19 protein-coding genes and 1 pseudogene are annotated in these 14,927 nt (G+C 71.8%); 4 read left to right on the forward strand and 16 right to left on the reverse strand.

Going from position 1 to position 14,927, the window contains the following annotated elements:
• The first annotated feature begins 96 nt into the window (after positions 1 to 96).
• Positions 97 to 711, forward strand: a complete 615-nt coding sequence (locus tag H9L09_RS20210) for a nucleoside/nucleotide kinase family protein (RefSeq protein WP_187578575.1) — start codon at positions 97 to 99, stop codon at positions 709 to 711.
• An 11-nt stretch (positions 712 to 722) separates the two neighbouring features.
• On the opposite strand, the gene H9L09_RS20215 is transcribed toward H9L09_RS20210, so the two are convergent.
• From H9L09_RS20215 to H9L09_RS20240, 7 genes and pseudogenes are all read right to left on the reverse strand, one after another.
• On the reverse strand, positions 723 to 1,007 hold the full coding sequence (locus tag H9L09_RS20215; RefSeq protein ID WP_187578576.1) for a hypothetical protein: 285 nt from the start codon (positions 1,005 to 1,007) through the stop codon (positions 723 to 725).
• 10 nt (positions 1,008 to 1,017) lie between these two features.
• The gene (locus H9L09_RS20220) at positions 1,018 to 1,308 is read right to left on the reverse strand and encodes a hypothetical protein (RefSeq protein WP_187578577.1); all 291 of its coding nucleotides are present in this window, start codon (positions 1,306 to 1,308) and stop codon (positions 1,018 to 1,020) included.
• A 51-nt stretch (positions 1,309 to 1,359) separates the two neighbouring features.
• Positions 1,360 to 1,848: an SRPBCC family protein gene (locus tag H9L09_RS20225; RefSeq protein WP_187578578.1), complete on the reverse strand. Its 489-nt coding sequence runs from the start codon at positions 1,846 to 1,848 to the stop codon at positions 1,360 to 1,362.
• A gap of 5 nt (positions 1,849 to 1,853) precedes the next feature.
• Positions 1,854 to 2,228: an ArsR/SmtB family transcription factor gene (locus tag H9L09_RS20230; protein WP_187578579.1), complete on the reverse strand. Its 375-nt coding sequence runs from the start codon at positions 2,226 to 2,228 to the stop codon at positions 1,854 to 1,856.
• 51 nt (positions 2,229 to 2,279) lie between these two features.
• On the reverse strand, positions 2,280 to 2,483 hold the full coding sequence (locus tag H9L09_RS20235; RefSeq protein WP_187581051.1) for a hypothetical protein: 204 nt from the start codon (positions 2,481 to 2,483) through the stop codon (positions 2,280 to 2,282).
• A gap of 206 nt (positions 2,484 to 2,689) precedes the next feature.
• Positions 2,690 to 2,875 (reverse strand): annotated as a pseudogene (locus tag H9L09_RS22860) (maleylpyruvate isomerase N-terminal domain-containing protein); the annotation flags it as partial.
• A gap of 101 nt (positions 2,876 to 2,976) precedes the next feature.
• Complete coding sequence (locus H9L09_RS20240; RefSeq protein WP_187581023.1) at positions 2,977 to 3,888, reverse strand: 5'-3' exonuclease; 912 nt, start codon at positions 3,886 to 3,888, stop codon at positions 2,977 to 2,979.
• Between the two features lie 94 nt (positions 3,889 to 3,982).
• Here H9L09_RS20240 and H9L09_RS20245 point away from each other — a divergent pair, with 94 nt between their 5' ends.
• Positions 3,983 to 4,420: an Lrp/AsnC family transcriptional regulator gene (locus tag H9L09_RS20245; RefSeq protein ID WP_187578580.1), complete on the forward strand. Its 438-nt coding sequence runs from the start codon at positions 3,983 to 3,985 to the stop codon at positions 4,418 to 4,420.
• A gap of 12 nt (positions 4,421 to 4,432) precedes the next feature.
• Here H9L09_RS20245 and H9L09_RS20250 read toward each other — a convergent pair whose 3' ends face one another.
• Positions 4,433 to 7,219: a DEAD/DEAH box helicase gene (locus H9L09_RS20250; RefSeq protein WP_187578581.1), complete on the reverse strand. Its 2,787-nt coding sequence runs from the start codon at positions 7,217 to 7,219 to the stop codon at positions 4,433 to 4,435.
• Positions 7,216 to 8,094: a diacylglycerol kinase gene (locus tag H9L09_RS20255; RefSeq protein ID WP_187578582.1), complete on the reverse strand. Its 879-nt coding sequence runs from the start codon at positions 8,092 to 8,094 to the stop codon at positions 7,216 to 7,218. Before H9L09_RS20255 ends, H9L09_RS20250 begins: the two co-directional genes overlap by 4 nt.
• A gap of 58 nt (positions 8,095 to 8,152) precedes the next feature.
• On the opposite strand from H9L09_RS20255, the gene H9L09_RS22315 reads away from it, so the two are divergent.
• Together H9L09_RS22315 and H9L09_RS22320 are read left to right on the forward strand one after the other, a co-directional pair.
• Positions 8,153 to 8,713 carry an alpha/beta fold hydrolase gene (locus H9L09_RS22315; protein ID WP_246456131.1) on the forward strand — a complete coding sequence of 187 codons (561 nt, stop codon included), beginning with the start codon at positions 8,153 to 8,155 and terminating at the stop codon, positions 8,711 to 8,713.
• On the forward strand, positions 8,710 to 9,042 hold the full coding sequence (locus H9L09_RS22320) for an alpha/beta fold hydrolase (RefSeq protein ID WP_246456133.1): 333 nt from the start codon (positions 8,710 to 8,712) through the stop codon (positions 9,040 to 9,042). The genes H9L09_RS22315 and H9L09_RS22320 overlap by 4 nt, the downstream gene beginning before the upstream one ends.
• Before the next feature lie 23 nt (positions 9,043 to 9,065).
• Here the strand turns inward: H9L09_RS22320 and galE are convergent, their stop codons facing one another.
• The 7 genes from galE to H9L09_RS22325 form a co-directional block, all read right to left on the reverse strand.
• Positions 9,066 to 10,088 (reverse strand): UDP-glucose 4-epimerase GalE, encoded by a 1,023-nt coding sequence (gene galE, locus H9L09_RS20265; RefSeq protein WP_187578583.1) that lies wholly within the window; start codon positions 10,086 to 10,088, stop codon positions 9,066 to 9,068.
• 27 nt (positions 10,089 to 10,115) lie between these two features.
• Positions 10,116 to 10,502 carry a hypothetical protein gene (locus H9L09_RS20270; protein ID WP_187578584.1) on the reverse strand — a complete coding sequence of 129 codons (387 nt, stop codon included), beginning with the start codon at positions 10,500 to 10,502 and terminating at the stop codon, positions 10,116 to 10,118.
• 3 nt (positions 10,503 to 10,505) lie between these two features.
• Positions 10,506 to 11,330, reverse strand: a complete 825-nt coding sequence (gene tatC, locus H9L09_RS20275; RefSeq protein ID WP_246456134.1) for a twin-arginine translocase subunit TatC — start codon at positions 11,328 to 11,330, stop codon at positions 10,506 to 10,508.
• Positions 11,331 to 11,423: 93 nt separating this feature from the next.
• Complete coding sequence (gene tatA, locus H9L09_RS20280; protein WP_281390788.1) at positions 11,424 to 11,726, reverse strand: Sec-independent protein translocase subunit TatA; 303 nt, start codon at positions 11,724 to 11,726, stop codon at positions 11,424 to 11,426.
• Between the two features lie 49 nt (positions 11,727 to 11,775).
• Positions 11,776 to 12,744, reverse strand: coding sequence for a helix-turn-helix transcriptional regulator (locus H9L09_RS20285; protein ID WP_187578586.1), 969 nt, complete (start codon positions 12,742 to 12,744; stop codon positions 11,776 to 11,778).
• Positions 12,741 to 13,748 (reverse strand): helix-turn-helix transcriptional regulator, encoded by a 1,008-nt coding sequence (locus H9L09_RS20290; protein WP_187578587.1) that lies wholly within the window; start codon positions 13,746 to 13,748, stop codon positions 12,741 to 12,743. The genes H9L09_RS20285 and H9L09_RS20290 overlap by 4 nt, the downstream gene beginning before the upstream one ends.
• A 113-nt stretch (positions 13,749 to 13,861) precedes the next feature.
• Positions 13,862 to 14,824 (reverse strand): FKBP-type peptidyl-prolyl cis-trans isomerase, encoded by a 963-nt coding sequence (locus tag H9L09_RS22325; protein ID WP_187578588.1) that lies wholly within the window; start codon positions 14,822 to 14,824, stop codon positions 13,862 to 13,864.
• Between the last annotated feature and the right edge of the window lie 103 nt (positions 14,825 to 14,927).

Consider the following 14,927-nt stretch of genomic DNA (forward strand, 5'->3'; position numbering starts at 1 on the left):
ACTGCCGCCCGGCCCCGACTCGTCGCACGTACTTCGGCACGCTGGCGCAGTACTGCGGCAGCACCGCGGGCACCAGGAAGAGCTACGTTCTTGGTCGTGCCCGACCTCGCCTCCATCGTCGATGCCACCCCGTGTGGGCAGCGCGTGGTCCTGGTCGCCGTGGACGGGGTCGACGGGAGCGGGAAGACGACCTTTGCCGGTCTGCTCGCCGCCGAGTACCTCAACCGCGGCAGGGTCGCCCTGGTCGTGCACATGGACGACTTCTTGAACCCTCGAGCGATCCGCTATCGGCGGGGACGAACGTCGCCCGACGGGTTCTTCCTCGACACCTACGACCTGGGGACGTTCGCAGCCAACGTCCTCGAGCCTCTGGCGCCCGGCGGCGACCGAGCCGTTGTCGCCCGCGCATTCGATCTCCATGCCGACGGCCCGGTGGCCGATGACCCTGTCGTCGTGCCGCCGGGCGCCGTCGTCATCGTGGAGGGCATGTTCCTTCACCGTGACGAGCTCGTCACCCGGTGGGATCTGTCCGTGTTCCTGGATGTTCCGTTCACCGTCACTGCCAGCCGCATGGCCCGACGCGACGGCAGCAACCCGGATCCTGAGCACCCGTCGATGTCGAGGTATGTAGGCGGGCAACGCTTGTACCTCGACAGCTGCAGGCCGGCCGACCGTGCGACGTTCGTGATCGACAACTTCGACGAGGGGTAGGCGGAAGTACGTCAGCGAGCGTCCCTGTTCTCACCCCAGCCGAACCGACTCTCGGCAACGAAGTCGACCAGGTTCGAGCGCAGCCGCTCGATCCATTCCTCCACAGTCATCCCCTGCACGTGGCCCTGGACGACGAGGTCGCGAAACGTCTCCCCTCTCGCGGTGAGCGAGAGTGAGACCGAGCCGCCCAGCTCGTCCGAGTCGCTCAGCTCGAACGCGGATACCTCGTCGTCCTTGAAGACGGCTCGCATGGCTGGCAGCACGACTGCGCTGGCCACGTCGACGAGATTCGTCATGTGCAGGAAGCTACGCCGACGTCGCCTGCGGATCCCCCCTGCTAGGACCCGCCTCCGCCAGGACGCGCAGGATGCGCAGCGATGCCGAAGGGATGGCAGCTCTGACTCCTTCGGCCATCGCCTGGGCACTGTCCTCGTCCTCGAGGATGACGACGGCGACCGCCGACGTGAGCGCGGTCGGCTCCTGCGCCCAGAAGCCACGCACAAAACCTGGCTGCTGACGCACTGTGGCCGCGATGTGCGCCAGCTGGTCGGCTTCCAGCTCTGCCTCTACTGGCCATTCACCGATGATCGCGAACAAGACGCCTCCATGGTCGTGTCTCAGCTCAGAACTGGTTTCGCGCGGGGCGCGTCAGGCGGCGACGAGGTCGTCGATCTGGTTGATCGCCGAGGAGGCACCCTCGACGACGCCCATGTCGAGGACCTTCTGCAGCGCCTCGGCCGTGGCGTAGGTGCTCACGAAAGTGGCGCGGGTGCCACCGTCGTGCTCGGCGAAGGAGAAGACGTTGCGGCCGACGGGCAGGTCGGGGTTCTTGGTGAAGTGCTCGTCGAGCGCGAAGCCGTCGTCGAACGTGAAGCCGTGGGGCTCGTCGACGGTCTCGACCTCCCAGTAGCCGTAGAACTTCTCGCCCTCGGGGCTCGTCATGTAGTAGTTCATCCGGCCGCCGGGGACCAGGTGGTGATCGACGAAGGTGGCCGGGTAGGTCGGGGGTCCCCAGACCCGCTCGAGCTGACGCGGGTCGGCGTACACCTCCCAGATCCGCTTCGGCGCGGCGGCGAAGTCCGCGACGATGGTGAGGCTACGGGCGTCGAGGTCGTGCGAGACGTGAGTAACAGGCATGAGGATCAGTCCTTCTGCGTGGGGCGGGCGGTGGGCGCCCGCTGGGTCTGGGACTCCGGCTCGGCGATGAGCTCGTCGATCCGGGAGATGCGGCCGCGCCAGAGGGACTCCAGCTCGGTGAGCATCGCGCCCACCGACCGCACCGCTTGCACGTCGCCGCTGGCCAGGGCTTCGCGCCCCTGCCGGCGCTTGGTCAGCAGGCCTGCCCTCTCCAGCACGGCGACGTGCTTCTGCACCGCGGCGAAGCTCATGTCGTAGGACGCCGCGAGCGTCGAGACGGAGTGCTCTCCGGCCAGCACCCGGCGCAGGATGTCGCGCCGCGTCCGGTCCGACAGCGCGTGGAACCAGGCATCCGCCCGGTCCTCGTCCGCTCCGTCCATGGAGACAATCTACAACCACTTGGTTGCACGTTGTCAAGAGGGCCGGCGCGGCTACCGGCGGACGCCCAGCCGCTCTCGCAGGAGGTCGGCGCCCGGGCCGGAGAGGTCGTCGACGGCCACCGCCCGCCCGGCCAGCGCCATGGCCAGCGCCTCGCTGGGTCCGTCGACCGCACGACCCTCCCCCCACGACCAGTCCTGATCGTCCGCGACCAGCCGCAGTCCTTCGGCGCGCCTCCTCGGGACGAGGCCGGGCACCCCGAGGGCAGCCAGTCGAGCACCATCCGCCAGTCCTCGAGGGTCACGTCCTGGGGAAGACCCAGCGGCCTCGCGCAGTCGCGCAGGTGAAGGCAGCCGTCCGCCATCTGTCCCATCGGCCCCACCCCCGGGGCCATCCCGTGATGATCGGCACGGTCTCGAAGAAGGGCGGTCAGCTCGCGGACCGGACGTCGGGCCAGATCACCCGCGACAGCCTCACTCGCCCGATCGAGGGAGCCGCGGGCCCGGACCACCTGCACCAGGAATCCGCGGGTGTTCCCGACCAACGGCATCACCAGATGGCCGAGGACCTCACGCACCGTCCAGGCGTCACACAGGCTTCGGGTCTCGAGCTGGTCCTCGTCGAGACCATCGAAGAAGTCGGCCAACATCCGACGGTTCGCTGCCGTCCGCACCCGCGAGTCCACCCCGTGATCATAGGAACAGACACCCGGTCCCCGATGGACTCCGGCAATGCCACGCCGAGGCTCCCTCAGCGGAGGGCGGTGAGCGCCTCCACCAAGCGGGCGGCGGGACTGTTCAGGCCCCACTGCTCGGCCAGCCGGGCGACCGCCTCCGGGTCGGCCGGGGTCAGCGGGAGCGTGAGGTCGGGAGCGTCGAGGTCGAGGTCGCGCGCGACGGCCACCACCCGAGGTGCCACGGCGAGGTAGTCGGCCGCGTCCTTGATCTTGCGGCGCGGACCGGGGGCGAGGTCGGAGGCCGGGTCGTCGGCGGCCGCGAGGATCCCTGGTACGTCGCCGAAGCGACCCAGCAGGGTGGCGGCGGTCTTCTCCCCCACCCCGGCCACCCCCGGCAGGCCGTCGGAGGTGTCCCCGCGCAGCGTCGCGAAGTCGGCGTACTGGCCGGCCTCGACGCCGTACTTCTCCCGCACCACCTGGCCGGTGATCCGCTCGTGCTTGCCGACTCCGCGCGCGGTGTAGAGCACCCGGACCTCCGCCGTGTCGTCGACGAGCTGGAACAGGTCCCGGTCCCCCGTGACGATGTCCACGGGCATCCCGGCGCCGGTGGCGAGCGTGCCGATCACGTCGTCGGCCTCGTAGTCGTCGGCACCCACGATCGTGATGCCGAAGGCCTCCAGGACCTCCACGATCACCGGGATCTGCGCCTCGAGAGGGTCAGGCACCTCCTCGACGTCGGAGCCGCCGGGGACCTCCCGCTCGACCCGGTGCGCCTTGTAGGACGGGATCAGCTCGACCCGCCAGTTCGGACGCCAGTCGTTGTCCCAGCAGCAGGCGAGGTGGGTGGGTCGGTAGTCGGTGACGAGGCGCGCGATGAAGTCCAGCAACCCGCGCACCGCGTTGACCGGCGTGCCGTCGGGGGCGGTGAAGGAGTCGGGCACCCCGAAGTAGGCACGGAAGTACAGCGAGGCGGTGTCGAGCAGCATCAGGCGCTGAGGAGCGGGCACCCGCCGATCATAGGCATGCCACGCCGCGTGGACGGGCCCCCCCGTGGGTGGCCCGGGCCGCTAGTCTGCAGCCGTGGAAGACCTCGACCAACGCATCCTGTCGCTGCTGGCGGCCGACGGCCGGATGTCGTTCACCGACCTCGGCAAGTCCACCGGTCTGTCCACCTCGGCCGTCCACCAGCGGGTCAAGCGGCTCGAGCAGCGCGGGATCATCAAGGGGTACGGCGCCGTGGTCGACTACGACCAGATCGGCAAGCCGCTCACCGCGTTCATCTCCATCCGGCCCATCGACCCCTCGCAGCCCGACGACTCCCCCGACCGACTCTCCGGCGTCAGCGAGATCGAGAGCTGCTGGTCGGTGGCCGGCGACGAGTCCTACATCCTCAAGGTGAGGGTGCCGACCCCGGCCGACCTCGAGGACCTGCTGGCCCGGGTCCGGTCGGTGGCGAACGTGTCCACCCGGACGACGATCGTGCTCTCGACCCCCTACGAGAACCGCTCGGTGGGCTGAGCGTGCTCCTCCTCAGTCGCTGACCGAGGAGTAGGAGACCACACCACGGCGCAGCGCCCTGCTGGACTCCCGGGCGGTGCGGCGCAGCGCGTCGTTCCCGGCGGCGTCGGCGACCTGGTCGGTCAGGTCGAGCAGCTGCTTCATCCAGCGCACGAAGTCACCGGCTGCCAGGTCGGTCTCGTCGAGCACCTCGTCGAGCGCGGCGCCCTCGGCCCAGCGGTAGGCGGCCCAGGCGAACCCGAGGTCGGGCTCGCGGAGGAAGTCGAGGTGGTTCTCCCGCTCCAGCGCGTCGAGGCCCGCCCAGACGCCGACCATGTCGCCCAGCACCTGCCGCACCGGCCCGTCCGGCAGCCGCGGTGAGCGTGCGTCGTCGGCGCGCCGGGTCTCGAAGACCAGCGCGGACAGCGCGGCGGCGAGGCCGCTGGTCCCGAGCCCGTCCCATAGTCCCTGCCGCAGGCACTCGGCCGCCACCAGGTCCATGTCGGTGTAGATCCGCATCAGCCGCGTGCCGGTCTCGGTGACCGCGTCGTCCTCGAGGTAGCCGAGCGAGGTGAGCACGTCGCAGACCCGGTCGAACTGCCGGGCGATGGTGTTGGTGCGCTGCTCGATGCGCCGCGCGAGCGTCCGGGTGTCCCGGTCGAGCTTGAAGTGCCGCTCGGCCCACCGCGCGTGGTCCTCGCGTTCGGGGCAGGCGTGGCACGGGTGCCGGCGCAGCTCCTCGCGGACGCGGGCGATCTCGCCCTCCCCGCCCCGGGCGGGGCCCCCGGAGGTACGGCGGCCGCCGGACCGCTCCGCACCGCCCGACGGCGGCGGCGGGGTCAGCCCCTGCGTGCGGGTGCGCAGCGCCGAGGCCAGGTCGCGCCGGGACTGCGGGTTGCGCGCGTTGAAGCTCTTCGGCACCCGCATCCGGGTGAACGCGGCGACCGGCACCGGGAAGTCGGCCATCGAGAGCCGCCGGGCCTGCCGGTCGGCGGTGAGGACGTAGGGGCGAGGCCCGTCGCGGTCCGAGTGCACCCCCGGGTCGACGACCACGGCCATCCCGGCGAACCGGCCGGCCGGCACCTCGATGACGTCACCGATCCGCAGCGACTCCAGCGAGGCGAGCACCTCGTCGCGGCGGTCGGCCCGCCGGGCCTTGGCCATGTCGGCCTCCACCTGCGAGAGCTGGCGGCGCAGGCGGGAGTACTGCATGAAGTCGCCGAGGTGGCAGGTGGCCGCCTCGGCGTACCCCTCGAGGGCCTCCTCGGCCTTGCGCAGCTGCCGGGCCAGCCCCACCACGGCCTTGTCGGCCTGGAACTGCGCGAACGAGGACTCCAGCAGCTCGCGGGCGGTGGCCCGGCCGACCTGGTGCACCAGGTTGACCGCCATGTTGTAGGAGGGCCGGAACGACGAGCGGAGCGGATAGGTGCGGGTGGAGGCGAGGCCCGCCACCGACTTCGGGTCCAGGCCCGGCTGCCAGAGCACCACGCCGTGGCCCTCCACGTCGATGCCCCGCCGTCCGGCCCGGCCGGTGAGCTGGGTGTACTCCCCCGGCGTGATGTCGGCGTGGGTCTCGCCGTTCCACTTCGACAGCTTCTCCAGCACCACGCTGCGTGCCGGCATGTTGATGCCCAGCGCCAGCGTCTCGGTGGCGAAGATGACCTTGCAGCGGCCGGTGGCGAACAGCTCCTCGACGCACTCCTTGAAGGTGGGCAGCATCCCGGCGTGGTGCGCCGCGACGCCGCGGGAGAGGCCGTCGAGGAAGTCGTGGTAGCCCAGGACGTGCAGGTCCTCCTCGGGGAGGTGCCGGCACCGCTCCTCCACGAAGGCGACGATCTCGTCGCGCTCCGCCGCGGAGGTGAGGCGGAGGTTCGCCGCGAGGCACTGCGTCACCGCGGCGTCGCAGCCGACCCGGCTGAAGATGAACACGATCGCCGGCAGCAAGCCTTGCGAGTCCAGCTTCTCCACGACCTCGAACCGCGACGGCAGCCGCGGACCGCGCTGCGGCGGGCCGCTGCTGCGGCGGTCGCGCGGACCGCCGCGCCGCCGCCGGTCGCCGGCCCGGCCGGCGCGCCAGTCGTCGCGGGCCACCCGGAACAGCTCGGGGTTCACCCGGGCGTCCGGACCGGTGGCGCCGTCGTCGGCGAAGAGGTCGTACATCCGCCGCCCGACCAGCACGTGCTGGTAGAGCGGGACCGGCCGGCGCTCCTCCACGATCGTGGCGGTCTCGCCGCGCACGGTGGCCAGCCAGTCCCCGAACTCCTCGGCGTTGGACACGGTGGCCGAGAGCGAGACGATCGCCACCGACTCGGGGAGGTGGATGATCACCTCCTCCCAGACGGCGCCGCGGAACCGGTCGGCCAGGTAGTGCACCTCGTCCATGACGACGTACCCGAGCCCGGTCAGCGTCGAGGAGCCGGAGTAGAGCATGTTGCGCAGCACCTCGGTGGTCATCACCACGATCGGCGCCTCGCCGTTGATGGTGTTGTCGCCGGTGAGCAGGCCGACCTGGTCGGGGCCGTAGCGGCGGACGAGGTCGGCGTACTTCTGGTTCGAGAGCGCCTTGATCGGTGTGGTGTAGAAGCACTTGCGGCCCTGGTGCAGGGCGAGGTGGACGGCGAACTCCCCCACCAGGGTCTTGCCGGAACCGGTCGGCGCGGCGACCAGCACGCCCTGCCCGGCCTCGAGCGCCTGGCACGCCTCCACCTGGAAGGGGTCCATCTCGAAGTCGTAGAGCGCCCGGAAGTCGGTCAGCACCGGGTTGCCCTTGGTGCGCCGGAAACGTGCGTAGCGCTCGGCCGGGCTCTCGGTCTCGGTCATGGCCCGACCAGCACCTTCAGGGCACGCGGCACCGCGGTGACGGTGAGCGGCAGCGGGCCGATGCGCTCCCCGTCGGCGTACGCCGTGATCCCGGGCGCCGTCACGGTGACCTCACGGACCCGGTGGTGCTCGTACTCCGGCAGCGTCACGTGCGTGCCGCGGAACAGCTTGGGGTAGACCCGCACCAGCTTCGCCTTCGTCATGGGATGGATGACCACCACGTCGAGGAGCCCGTCGTCGAGCTCGGCCCCCTCGGTGATCCGCAAGCCGCCGCCGAAGGACGGTCCGTTCCCCACCGCGACCAGCATGGCTTCGACACTACGCTGCGAGCCGTCGAGCTCAAGGCAGTAGGGCAGCGGCTCGAAGACCCGCAGCTCGGCCAGGGTGGCCAGGTTGTAGCGCATCTGTCCCTGCGGCCAGACCATCGCGTTGGCGCGTTCGTTGACCTTGGAGTCGAAGCCCGCGGCGAGCACCGTGACGAAGTAGGTGTCCCCGGCCCGCGCGAGGTCGATCTCGCGGACCCGGGAGGCGACCACCACGTCGGCGGCGGCCTGCGGGTCGTGGCGAGGGACCCTGAGGCAGCGCGCGACGTCGTTGCCGGTGCCCGACGGGATCACCCCCAGCGCGGTCTCGGAGCCGGCCAGCGCCTGCACCGCGATGTGCGCCAGGCCGTCGCCCCCGCAGACCACCAACGCCTCGAGGCCGTCCTTGACCACACCGCGAGCCAGCTCGGCGGCCTCGTCAGCGTCGCGGCCCTCCAGCTGGCGGACCTCGAAGCCGGCCTCGTGCAGCCGCGGCAGCGCGATGGCCGCGGTGCGCCGGGCCCGGCCCTTGCCGGACGCGGGGTTGGTCAGGAGGGCGATCTGCCGGGCCACGCCGCGAGGATACGCGGGACAGCCCCCGCCCCGGACCGACACGACCTACGGTGAACGCATGAGCACAGACGAGGCGTTGACGGTCCCCACTCCCGACGGCCGGACGCTGGAGGTCCTGACCTTCGGGGAGCCCGGCGGCTTCCCGCTGCTCTACCACTCCGGGCACCCGTCCGCCGCCGTGCACGACCCCCTGATCGACCGGGCCGCGCGGGCCAACGGGCTGCGGGTGGTGACCTACTCACGGCCGGGATACGGCTCCTCCACGCCACGGCCGGCGCCGTACTACGTCGCCGACGACATCCAGGACAGTGCCGAGATCCTCCGCCACCTCGGGATCGAGGACTTCGTGACGCTGGGCTGGTCCGGCGGTGGTCCGCGGGCCCTGGGGTGCGCGGCTCTGATGGCGGCCCACTGCCGGGCCGCCGCGACGCTCGCCGGAGTCGCCCCCTACGACGCCGACGGCCTGGACTGGTTCGCCGGCATGGCCCCGGAGAACGTCGAGGAGTACACCGCCGCCGCCGCCGGCCGGGAGGCTTACCAGGTCTGGTGCGAACGGGAGACCCCCGACTTCTTCGCGGCCTCCCCGAGGACGTCGCGGCGGCGTTCGGCTCGCTGGTGACCCCGGTCGACGTGGCCGCTCTCACCGGCGAGCTCGCCGAGACGCTGGCCGAGAGCCTCCACCGCGCCGGGGCCCAGGGGGTGGTCGGGGTCCGTGACGACGGGATCGCCGTGACCACGCCGTGGGGCTTCGACGCCTCGAGCATCCACGTGCCGGTCGCGGTGTGGCAGGGCCGGCAGGATTCGATGGTGCCCTACGCCCACGGCGAGTGGCTGGCCGCGAACATCCCGGCCGCCCACGCGCACCTCTTCGACGACGAGGGGCACCTCTCGCTCGCCTCCCGGATGGAGACGATCCTCGCCGACCTCGTCGAGCTCGGCGGCGTCTGAGCCCGACGGGCGCGCTCCGTCGGTCAGGAGCCGGCGAAGCCCTCAGGGTGCCGCGACTGCCAGCGCCAGGTGTCGCGGCACATGTCCTCGATGGTCCGGGTGGTGCGCCAGCCGAGCTCGTCCGCGGCACGCGTGGGGTCCGCCCAGTAGGCAGGCAGGTCGCCGGGCCGGCGGTCCACGACCTCGTAGGGCAGCTCGCGGCCGACGGCGCGCTCGAAGGCGTGGAACAGCTCCAGCACGCTGGTGCCGCGTCCGCTGCCGAGGTTGTAGGCGCGCACCGGCTCGACCATCGCGTCCAGGTGCTCCAGGGCCGCCACGTGCCCGGCGGCGAGGTCGTCGACGTGGATGTAGTCACGCTCGCAGGTGCCGTCGCCCGTCGGGTAGTCGTCGCCGAAGACCTGCAGCCTCTCCCGGCGGCCGACCGCAACCTGGGCGATGAACGGCATCAGGTTGTTCGGGATGCCCTGCGGGTCCTCCCCCAGGTCGCCCGAGGCGTGGGCGCCCACCGGGTTGAAGTAGCGCAGCAGCGCGACCCGCAGGTCGTCCGAGGCGCCGGCGACGTCGCGCAGGACGTGCTCGTTCATCACCTTGGTGCGGCCGTAAGGGCTGGCGGCCGACAGCGGCTCGTAGTCCTCCTGGTAGGGCACCGGCGCCCGGTCGCCGTACACGGTCGCCGAGGAGGAGAACACCAGCCGGTGCACGCCGTGCGTGCGCATGGCCCGCAGCAGCGAGAAGGTCGAGTCGAGGTTGTTGGTGTAGTACTCCAGCGGGCGCACCACGCTCTCCCCCACCGCCTTGTGCCCCGCGAAGTGGATCACGGCGTCGAGGTGCTCGGTGGCGAACAGGTGCTCGGTCTTGTCCACGTCGGTGAGGTTGACCGCGTGCACCGGCAGCCGGACGCCCGAGAGCGCCTCCAGCCGGGAGACCACGGTCGGCTTGCTGTTGGCGAAGTCGTCCACGACGACCACGTCGTGACCCGCCTCCAGCAGGTGCAGGACCGTGTGAGAACCGATGTAGCCGGCACCGCCGGAGACCAGGACGCGCATCCGTCCAGGCTAGGGCAGACGAGGCGCTCAGAGGCGCAGCGCCACCAGGAACCGGCCCGGACGGGCGCCGACCGCCTTGGCCAGCCGGCCCACGGCGTCCAGGGCGAGCTCGGCGGAGAAGGCCGTTCCCGGCACGGCCAGGGTCAGCCGGTCGTCGTAGTCCACCAGCACGACCTGGCCGTAGGTCCACGCCTGGTGCGCCCGGCGGCGCCACTCCTCGTCCAGCACCGGCTGCGGGAACGCCCGGTCGGCGGCCAGCAGGTCGCAGGTCAGCCGGCCGTCCTCCCCCGAGAGCTCGCCGCGCACCAGGTGGCCGGTGTGCAGCCCGGTGCCGGCGGTCCAGGTGACGTCACCGGTGCCGAGCCAGTCCGGCAGGTCGAAGGGGTCGACGTCACGGACGCTCGCCTCGTGCACCGCTCAGTCGTCCTCGTCGAGGTCGGACCGCCTGATGTCGCCGTCGGGGCCCTCGATGTCCGAGGCCTCCTCGTCGTCGAGCTCGTCGTACGCCGGCCGGTTCCGCGCCCGACGCCGGTCCACGAACCGGGCGATCAGCTCCGAGACCAGGAACAGCAGCGTCATCGGGATCGCCAGCATCAGCATCGAGAACGGGTCGGTCGAGGGCGTCGCCACGGCGGCGAACACGAAGGTGCCGACCACGATCCAGGGCCGGTAGGCCACCAGCGTCTTGGCGGGCAGCACGCCGGCCAGGTTCAGCAGCACCACGAACAGCGGGATCTCGAAGGCGACCCCGAAGACCAGCATCATCCGGGTGATGAACCGGAAGTAGTCCCCGAAGTCCACCAGGCTCTGGATCGAGGCCGGGGTGAAGCCGATCAGCACCTCCATGCCCTTGGGCAGCACGTAGTAGCCGACCGCGACGCCGGCGACGAACAGCGGTCCCGCCACGACGGCGAAGAGCTTGGTCCAGCGCCGCTCGTGCGGGTGCAGGCCCGGCATCACGAAGGCCCAGATCTGGTAGAGCCAGATCGGGCTGGTGAGCACCGCCGCCGCCATGGCGCTGATCTTCAGCTGCAGCATCAGCGAGGTCGCCACCCCGGTGACGACCGGCTCGGTGCGGACCCCTTGCTCCTTGAGCTTGGCGCGGGCGCTCTCGTAGGGGTCGAGCAGCAGGTTGAACAGCTGGTCGTAGAAGAACCAGGCCACCACGATCCCGACGGTGAGCACCAGGGTGACGATCAGCAGCCGGGCGCGGAGCTCCCGGAGGTGGTCGGCGAGGGCCATCCGGCCGTCCTCGCCGACCGGCTGCTGCGGCTTGACACGGAAAAGCCGCAGAACTCCTGCTGTGGACATCAGGCGAGGGAGGACCGGCGCGGATCAGCGCTCGGTGTCGTGGCGGTACTGGTCGTCGGTGGTCTCGAAGTGACCCGCGGCCTCGGTCGTGCGCCGTGCCTCGATCTGGCGCTGCTCCTCGGTCTTGTACTTCGCGTTCTTGTCGTCGTCCTCGTCGTCGAGCAGGCCCTTGGTCTCGGCCTTGAAGATCCGCAGCGCGCGGCCGCTCCCGCGGGCCAGCTCCGGCAGCTTCTTGGCACCGAAGAGCAGCACCAGCACGAGGAGGATCAGCAAGATCTCGGTGGGGCCGAGGTTCATCGCCATGGGTACTGCGAGGGAGCTGCTCATGAGGTCCTCATCTACGTCGTGGTCGCCGTTGCCATGGTAGCGCCCTGGCCTAGGTGTAGTGCGCCAGCGCGGCCACGGCCGTGCGGCGGACGTCGTCGGCGATCGCGGCGGGCTGCTCGACGCTCACCGAGGAGCCGAGCCGCAGCAGCAGCCGGGACAGCCAGGCCGGGTCGCCGACGCGCAGATCGACCCGCAGCCGGCCACCGGGGGCCTCCTCGACACGCTCGGTGGGGTAGTACTCGGCCACCCAGCGGGCCTGCGGCTCCAGCAGCAGGGTCACCAGCAGGTCCTCCGGCGAGGGCTGGAACAGCCCCGCGGACAGGTCGCGCGGCGCCACGTCGTGCTGCTGCGCGGGCGTGTCGAGCAGCTCCGCGGAGGAGATCCGGTCCAGGCGGAACAGCCGCTGCCCCTCCGCCGAGTGACACCACGCCTCGAGGTAGTCGTGGCCCTCTGCACTCACCAGCCGCAGGGGGTCGACGGTGCGGGCCGTGGACTCGTCGCGGGCCGGGACGTAGTAGTCCAGTCGGACCTGCACCCCGCGCTCGAGGGCCTGGCCGAGCCGGGAGCGTACGGCGGCCAGCCCGGAGTCCTGGGTCGGCAGGTGCACGTCGACGTGCGCGGCCAGCGCCGCCGCGTCGCCGGCCGCCGCCTCGAGCTTGCCCAGCGTGCGGTCCACCACCGGGCGGACCTCGGCGCCGCCGGTCTCCCGCAGCGCGCGGAGCGCGACGATCAGGGCCGACGCCTCCGAGCTGTCCAGCCGGAGCGGACGGGTCAGGTAGTCGGCGTTCGAGACCCGGATGACCCCCTCTCCCTCCAGGGCGTCCATGTCGACCTCGATCAGGTCACCCATGCCCAGCCCGGGCAGGCCGCAGAACCACAGCACGTTGAGGTCGCGGGCGATCTGGCCCGCCGAGACGCCGAACTCCGCGGCGGCCTCCGCCACCGGAACCTCCCGCCGGGCCTGGATGTAGGGCACCAGCGCCAGCAGCCGGGCCACCTGTTCCCGGGCCCCGCTCATGCCGCGCTCCCGGGGGCGGTCGCGATCCCGCGCAGCCGGGCGACGACCAGGTCGCGCACCTCGACGGGCGTCTCGACGACCACGTCGACGCCGTAGCCCAGCACTTCGTCGGCCAGCGCGTCCGTCGAGGCGAAAGCCACCTCGAGCCGGTCCCAGCCCTCGGTGCTCCCCGGGGCGATGCCGGCGCTCACCCCGGGCGCGGCCTCGGGAGCGGGACGGGCCCGTCGACGCAGCCCGTGGCCGGCGCCGGGCCGGACCCGCAGCACGGCGGAACGGTCCGCGGGGGCGGGCGCGAGCCGTCGGGTGAGCGCGCGGATGTCGGTGTCCGGCGGCACGTCGTAGCCGCCGGCCCGGCCCTCGCTGCGGACCTCTCCCTGCACCCGCGAGAGCCGGAACAGCCGGACGTCCTCGCGGTCCACGTCGTGCCCGACGACGTACCAGCGGCCGTTGGAGGAGACGACCCCCCACGGCTGCAGGTGCCGGGTCGTGGTCTCCGGCGACCGGGAGGCGCGGTAGTCGAAGGAGACGGGGGTGTGGGTGCGGGTCGCGTCCCACAGCGCCTCGAAGGCCGGCTCGTCCGCGGTGAGCTGCGGCTGCACGACGTCGAGGGCCTCCCGGTCCACGGTCACGCCGGCCGCCTTGAGCTTGACGAGCGCGTCCGAGGTGGCCGCCGCCAGGCCGGCGTGCTGCCAGACACGGGCCGCCAGGCCGACCACCGCGGCCTCGTCGGGCTCCAGGTCGATCTCGGGGAGCTCGAAGGCGGACCGCTCGATGCGGTAGCCCGGCTCGTCCTCGAAGGCGCGGTCGAGGTAGCCGACCTCGAGCGGGATGCCGAGGGAGCGGAGCTCCTCCTTGTCCCGCTCGAACATCTTCTCGAACGCCTCGTCGCCCGCCTCCCGGTAGTCCTCGATGACCTCGCGGATGCGGTCCTTGCCGACGTAGCTGCGGGCGACCAGGAGGGTGATGAGCAGGTTGAGCAGACGCTCGCTCTTGCGTGCCGTCACGTGATCCCCTCGTCTGGTCGCCGCTCCCGGACACCGACCCCCGGCCGGTCGCCCGCTGCGAAACCTACCTCAGCGGGTCACCGGCTCCCGGCGGCCCCACGCCGCGTGTGGAGTCAGGAGACGCCGAGCACGTCGACGACGAAGACCAGCGTCGAGTTGGCCGGGATGCCCTCGCGCGGCTGGTCGCCGTAGGCCTCCCCGGGCGGCGCGATGATCAAGACGCGGCTGCCGCGCTTGAGGCCCGGGATGGACTTGTCCCAGGCCGGGATCAGCCCGCCGACGCCGACCCCGAAAGCGGCCGGTTCACGGCTGTAGGACTCGTCGAACGGCTTCTTGGACCCGTAGACGGAGCCGAAGTAGTCGAAGGTCACCATCGAGCCGGCCCGGGCGGGCGGGCCCTCGCCCTCGATGAGCGGGATGACGGTCAGCTTCTGGGGTGCCTTCTCGGGCGCGGTCGACCAGTCGAAGCCGGTGACGGCGCCGTCCTTCTCGATCACCGTGGGCGCGTCGGCCGGCGGTTCGAGCTGCTTGCCCTCCGGGCCGTCCAGCACCTCGGTCGGCGGCACCGAGACGATGTCGGCGACGAACACCGCCGTGTCGTCCGGCCCGATCTTCAGCTGCGGGGCGCCCTGAGCGCCCCAGACGTCGCTGGCCGGGGCGGTGATGGCCACCCGGCTGCCGGCGGGCTCGCCCACCACGGCGTCCAGGAGCACCTGGAAGAGCTGGCCCTCGCTCATCGTCACCTGGACGGGCGGGCCGGCGTCGTAGGTGTTGACGGCCTTCTGCCCGCTGGTGCCGTTGCCGATGTAGAGCTGCAGCAGCGCCACCTCGTTCGCCTTCACGGGGTCGCCGTCGCCGGTGGTCAGCACCTCCGACTTCACTCCGTCGGTCTTGACCGGCTTGTCCAGCTTGACCTCCAGGCCGGTGCCGACCTCGCCGTCGACGCTCACCCCGGCGAGGGCCTTGGTGTCGCTGGCGGTGTCGGCCTTCTCGGAGGATCCGGACCCACCCCCGCAGGCAGCGGTGGCGAGCAGGAGCACGGAGACGACGCTCATCGCGAGTGGGCGACGGGGCACGGGAACACCTCGAGAAAGTTTCGGTGGGGGGTCGGGCGCCACGATAGCCGGGACGGCCAAGCACTCCGTTCCCAGCGACCGGCGCGGAGGCCGGACGGGACGG

It is taken from the genome of Nocardioides mesophilus (genome assembly GCF_014395785.1).
In the GTDB taxonomy this organism is placed as follows: domain Bacteria; phylum Actinomycetota; class Actinomycetes; order Propionibacteriales; family Nocardioidaceae; genus Nocardioides_B; species Nocardioides_B mesophilus.

Bases quoted from the DNA above. Each gene is read 5' to 3' on its own strand.
- H9L09_RS20285 (WP_187578586.1), bottom strand. From the start codon at position 12,744: ATGAGCGGGGCCCGGGAACAGGTGGCCCGGCTGCTGGCGCTGGTGCCC.
- H9L09_RS20240 (WP_187581023.1), bottom strand. From the start codon at position 3,888: ATGCTGCTCGACACCGCCTCGCTGTACTTCCGTGCCTACTTCGGGGTG.
- galE (WP_187578583.1), bottom strand. From the start codon at position 10,088: ATGCGCGTCCTGGTCTCCGGCGGTGCCGGCTACATCGGTTCTCACACG.
- tatA (WP_281390788.1), bottom strand. From the start codon at position 11,726: ATGAGCAGCTCCCTCGCAGTACCCATGGCGATGAACCTCGGCCCCACC.
- H9L09_RS20215 (WP_187578576.1), bottom strand. From the start codon at position 1,007: ATGACGAATCTCGTCGACGTGGCCAGCGCAGTCGTGCTGCCAGCCATG.
- tatC (WP_246456134.1), bottom strand. From the start codon at position 11,330: ATGGCCCTCGCCGACCACCTCCGGGAGCTCCGCGCCCGGCTGCTGATC.
- H9L09_RS20225 (WP_187578578.1), bottom strand. From the start codon at position 1,848: ATGCCTGTTACTCACGTCTCGCACGACCTCGACGCCCGTAGCCTCACC.
- H9L09_RS22315 (WP_246456131.1), top strand. From the start codon at position 8,153: ATGAGCACAGACGAGGCGTTGACGGTCCCCACTCCCGACGGCCGGACG.
- H9L09_RS20250 (WP_187578581.1), bottom strand. From the start codon at position 7,219: ATGACCGAGACCGAGAGCCCGGCCGAGCGCTACGCACGTTTCCGGCGC.
- H9L09_RS20230 (WP_187578579.1), bottom strand. From the start codon at position 2,228: ATGGACGGAGCGGACGAGGACCGGGCGGATGCCTGGTTCCACGCGCTG.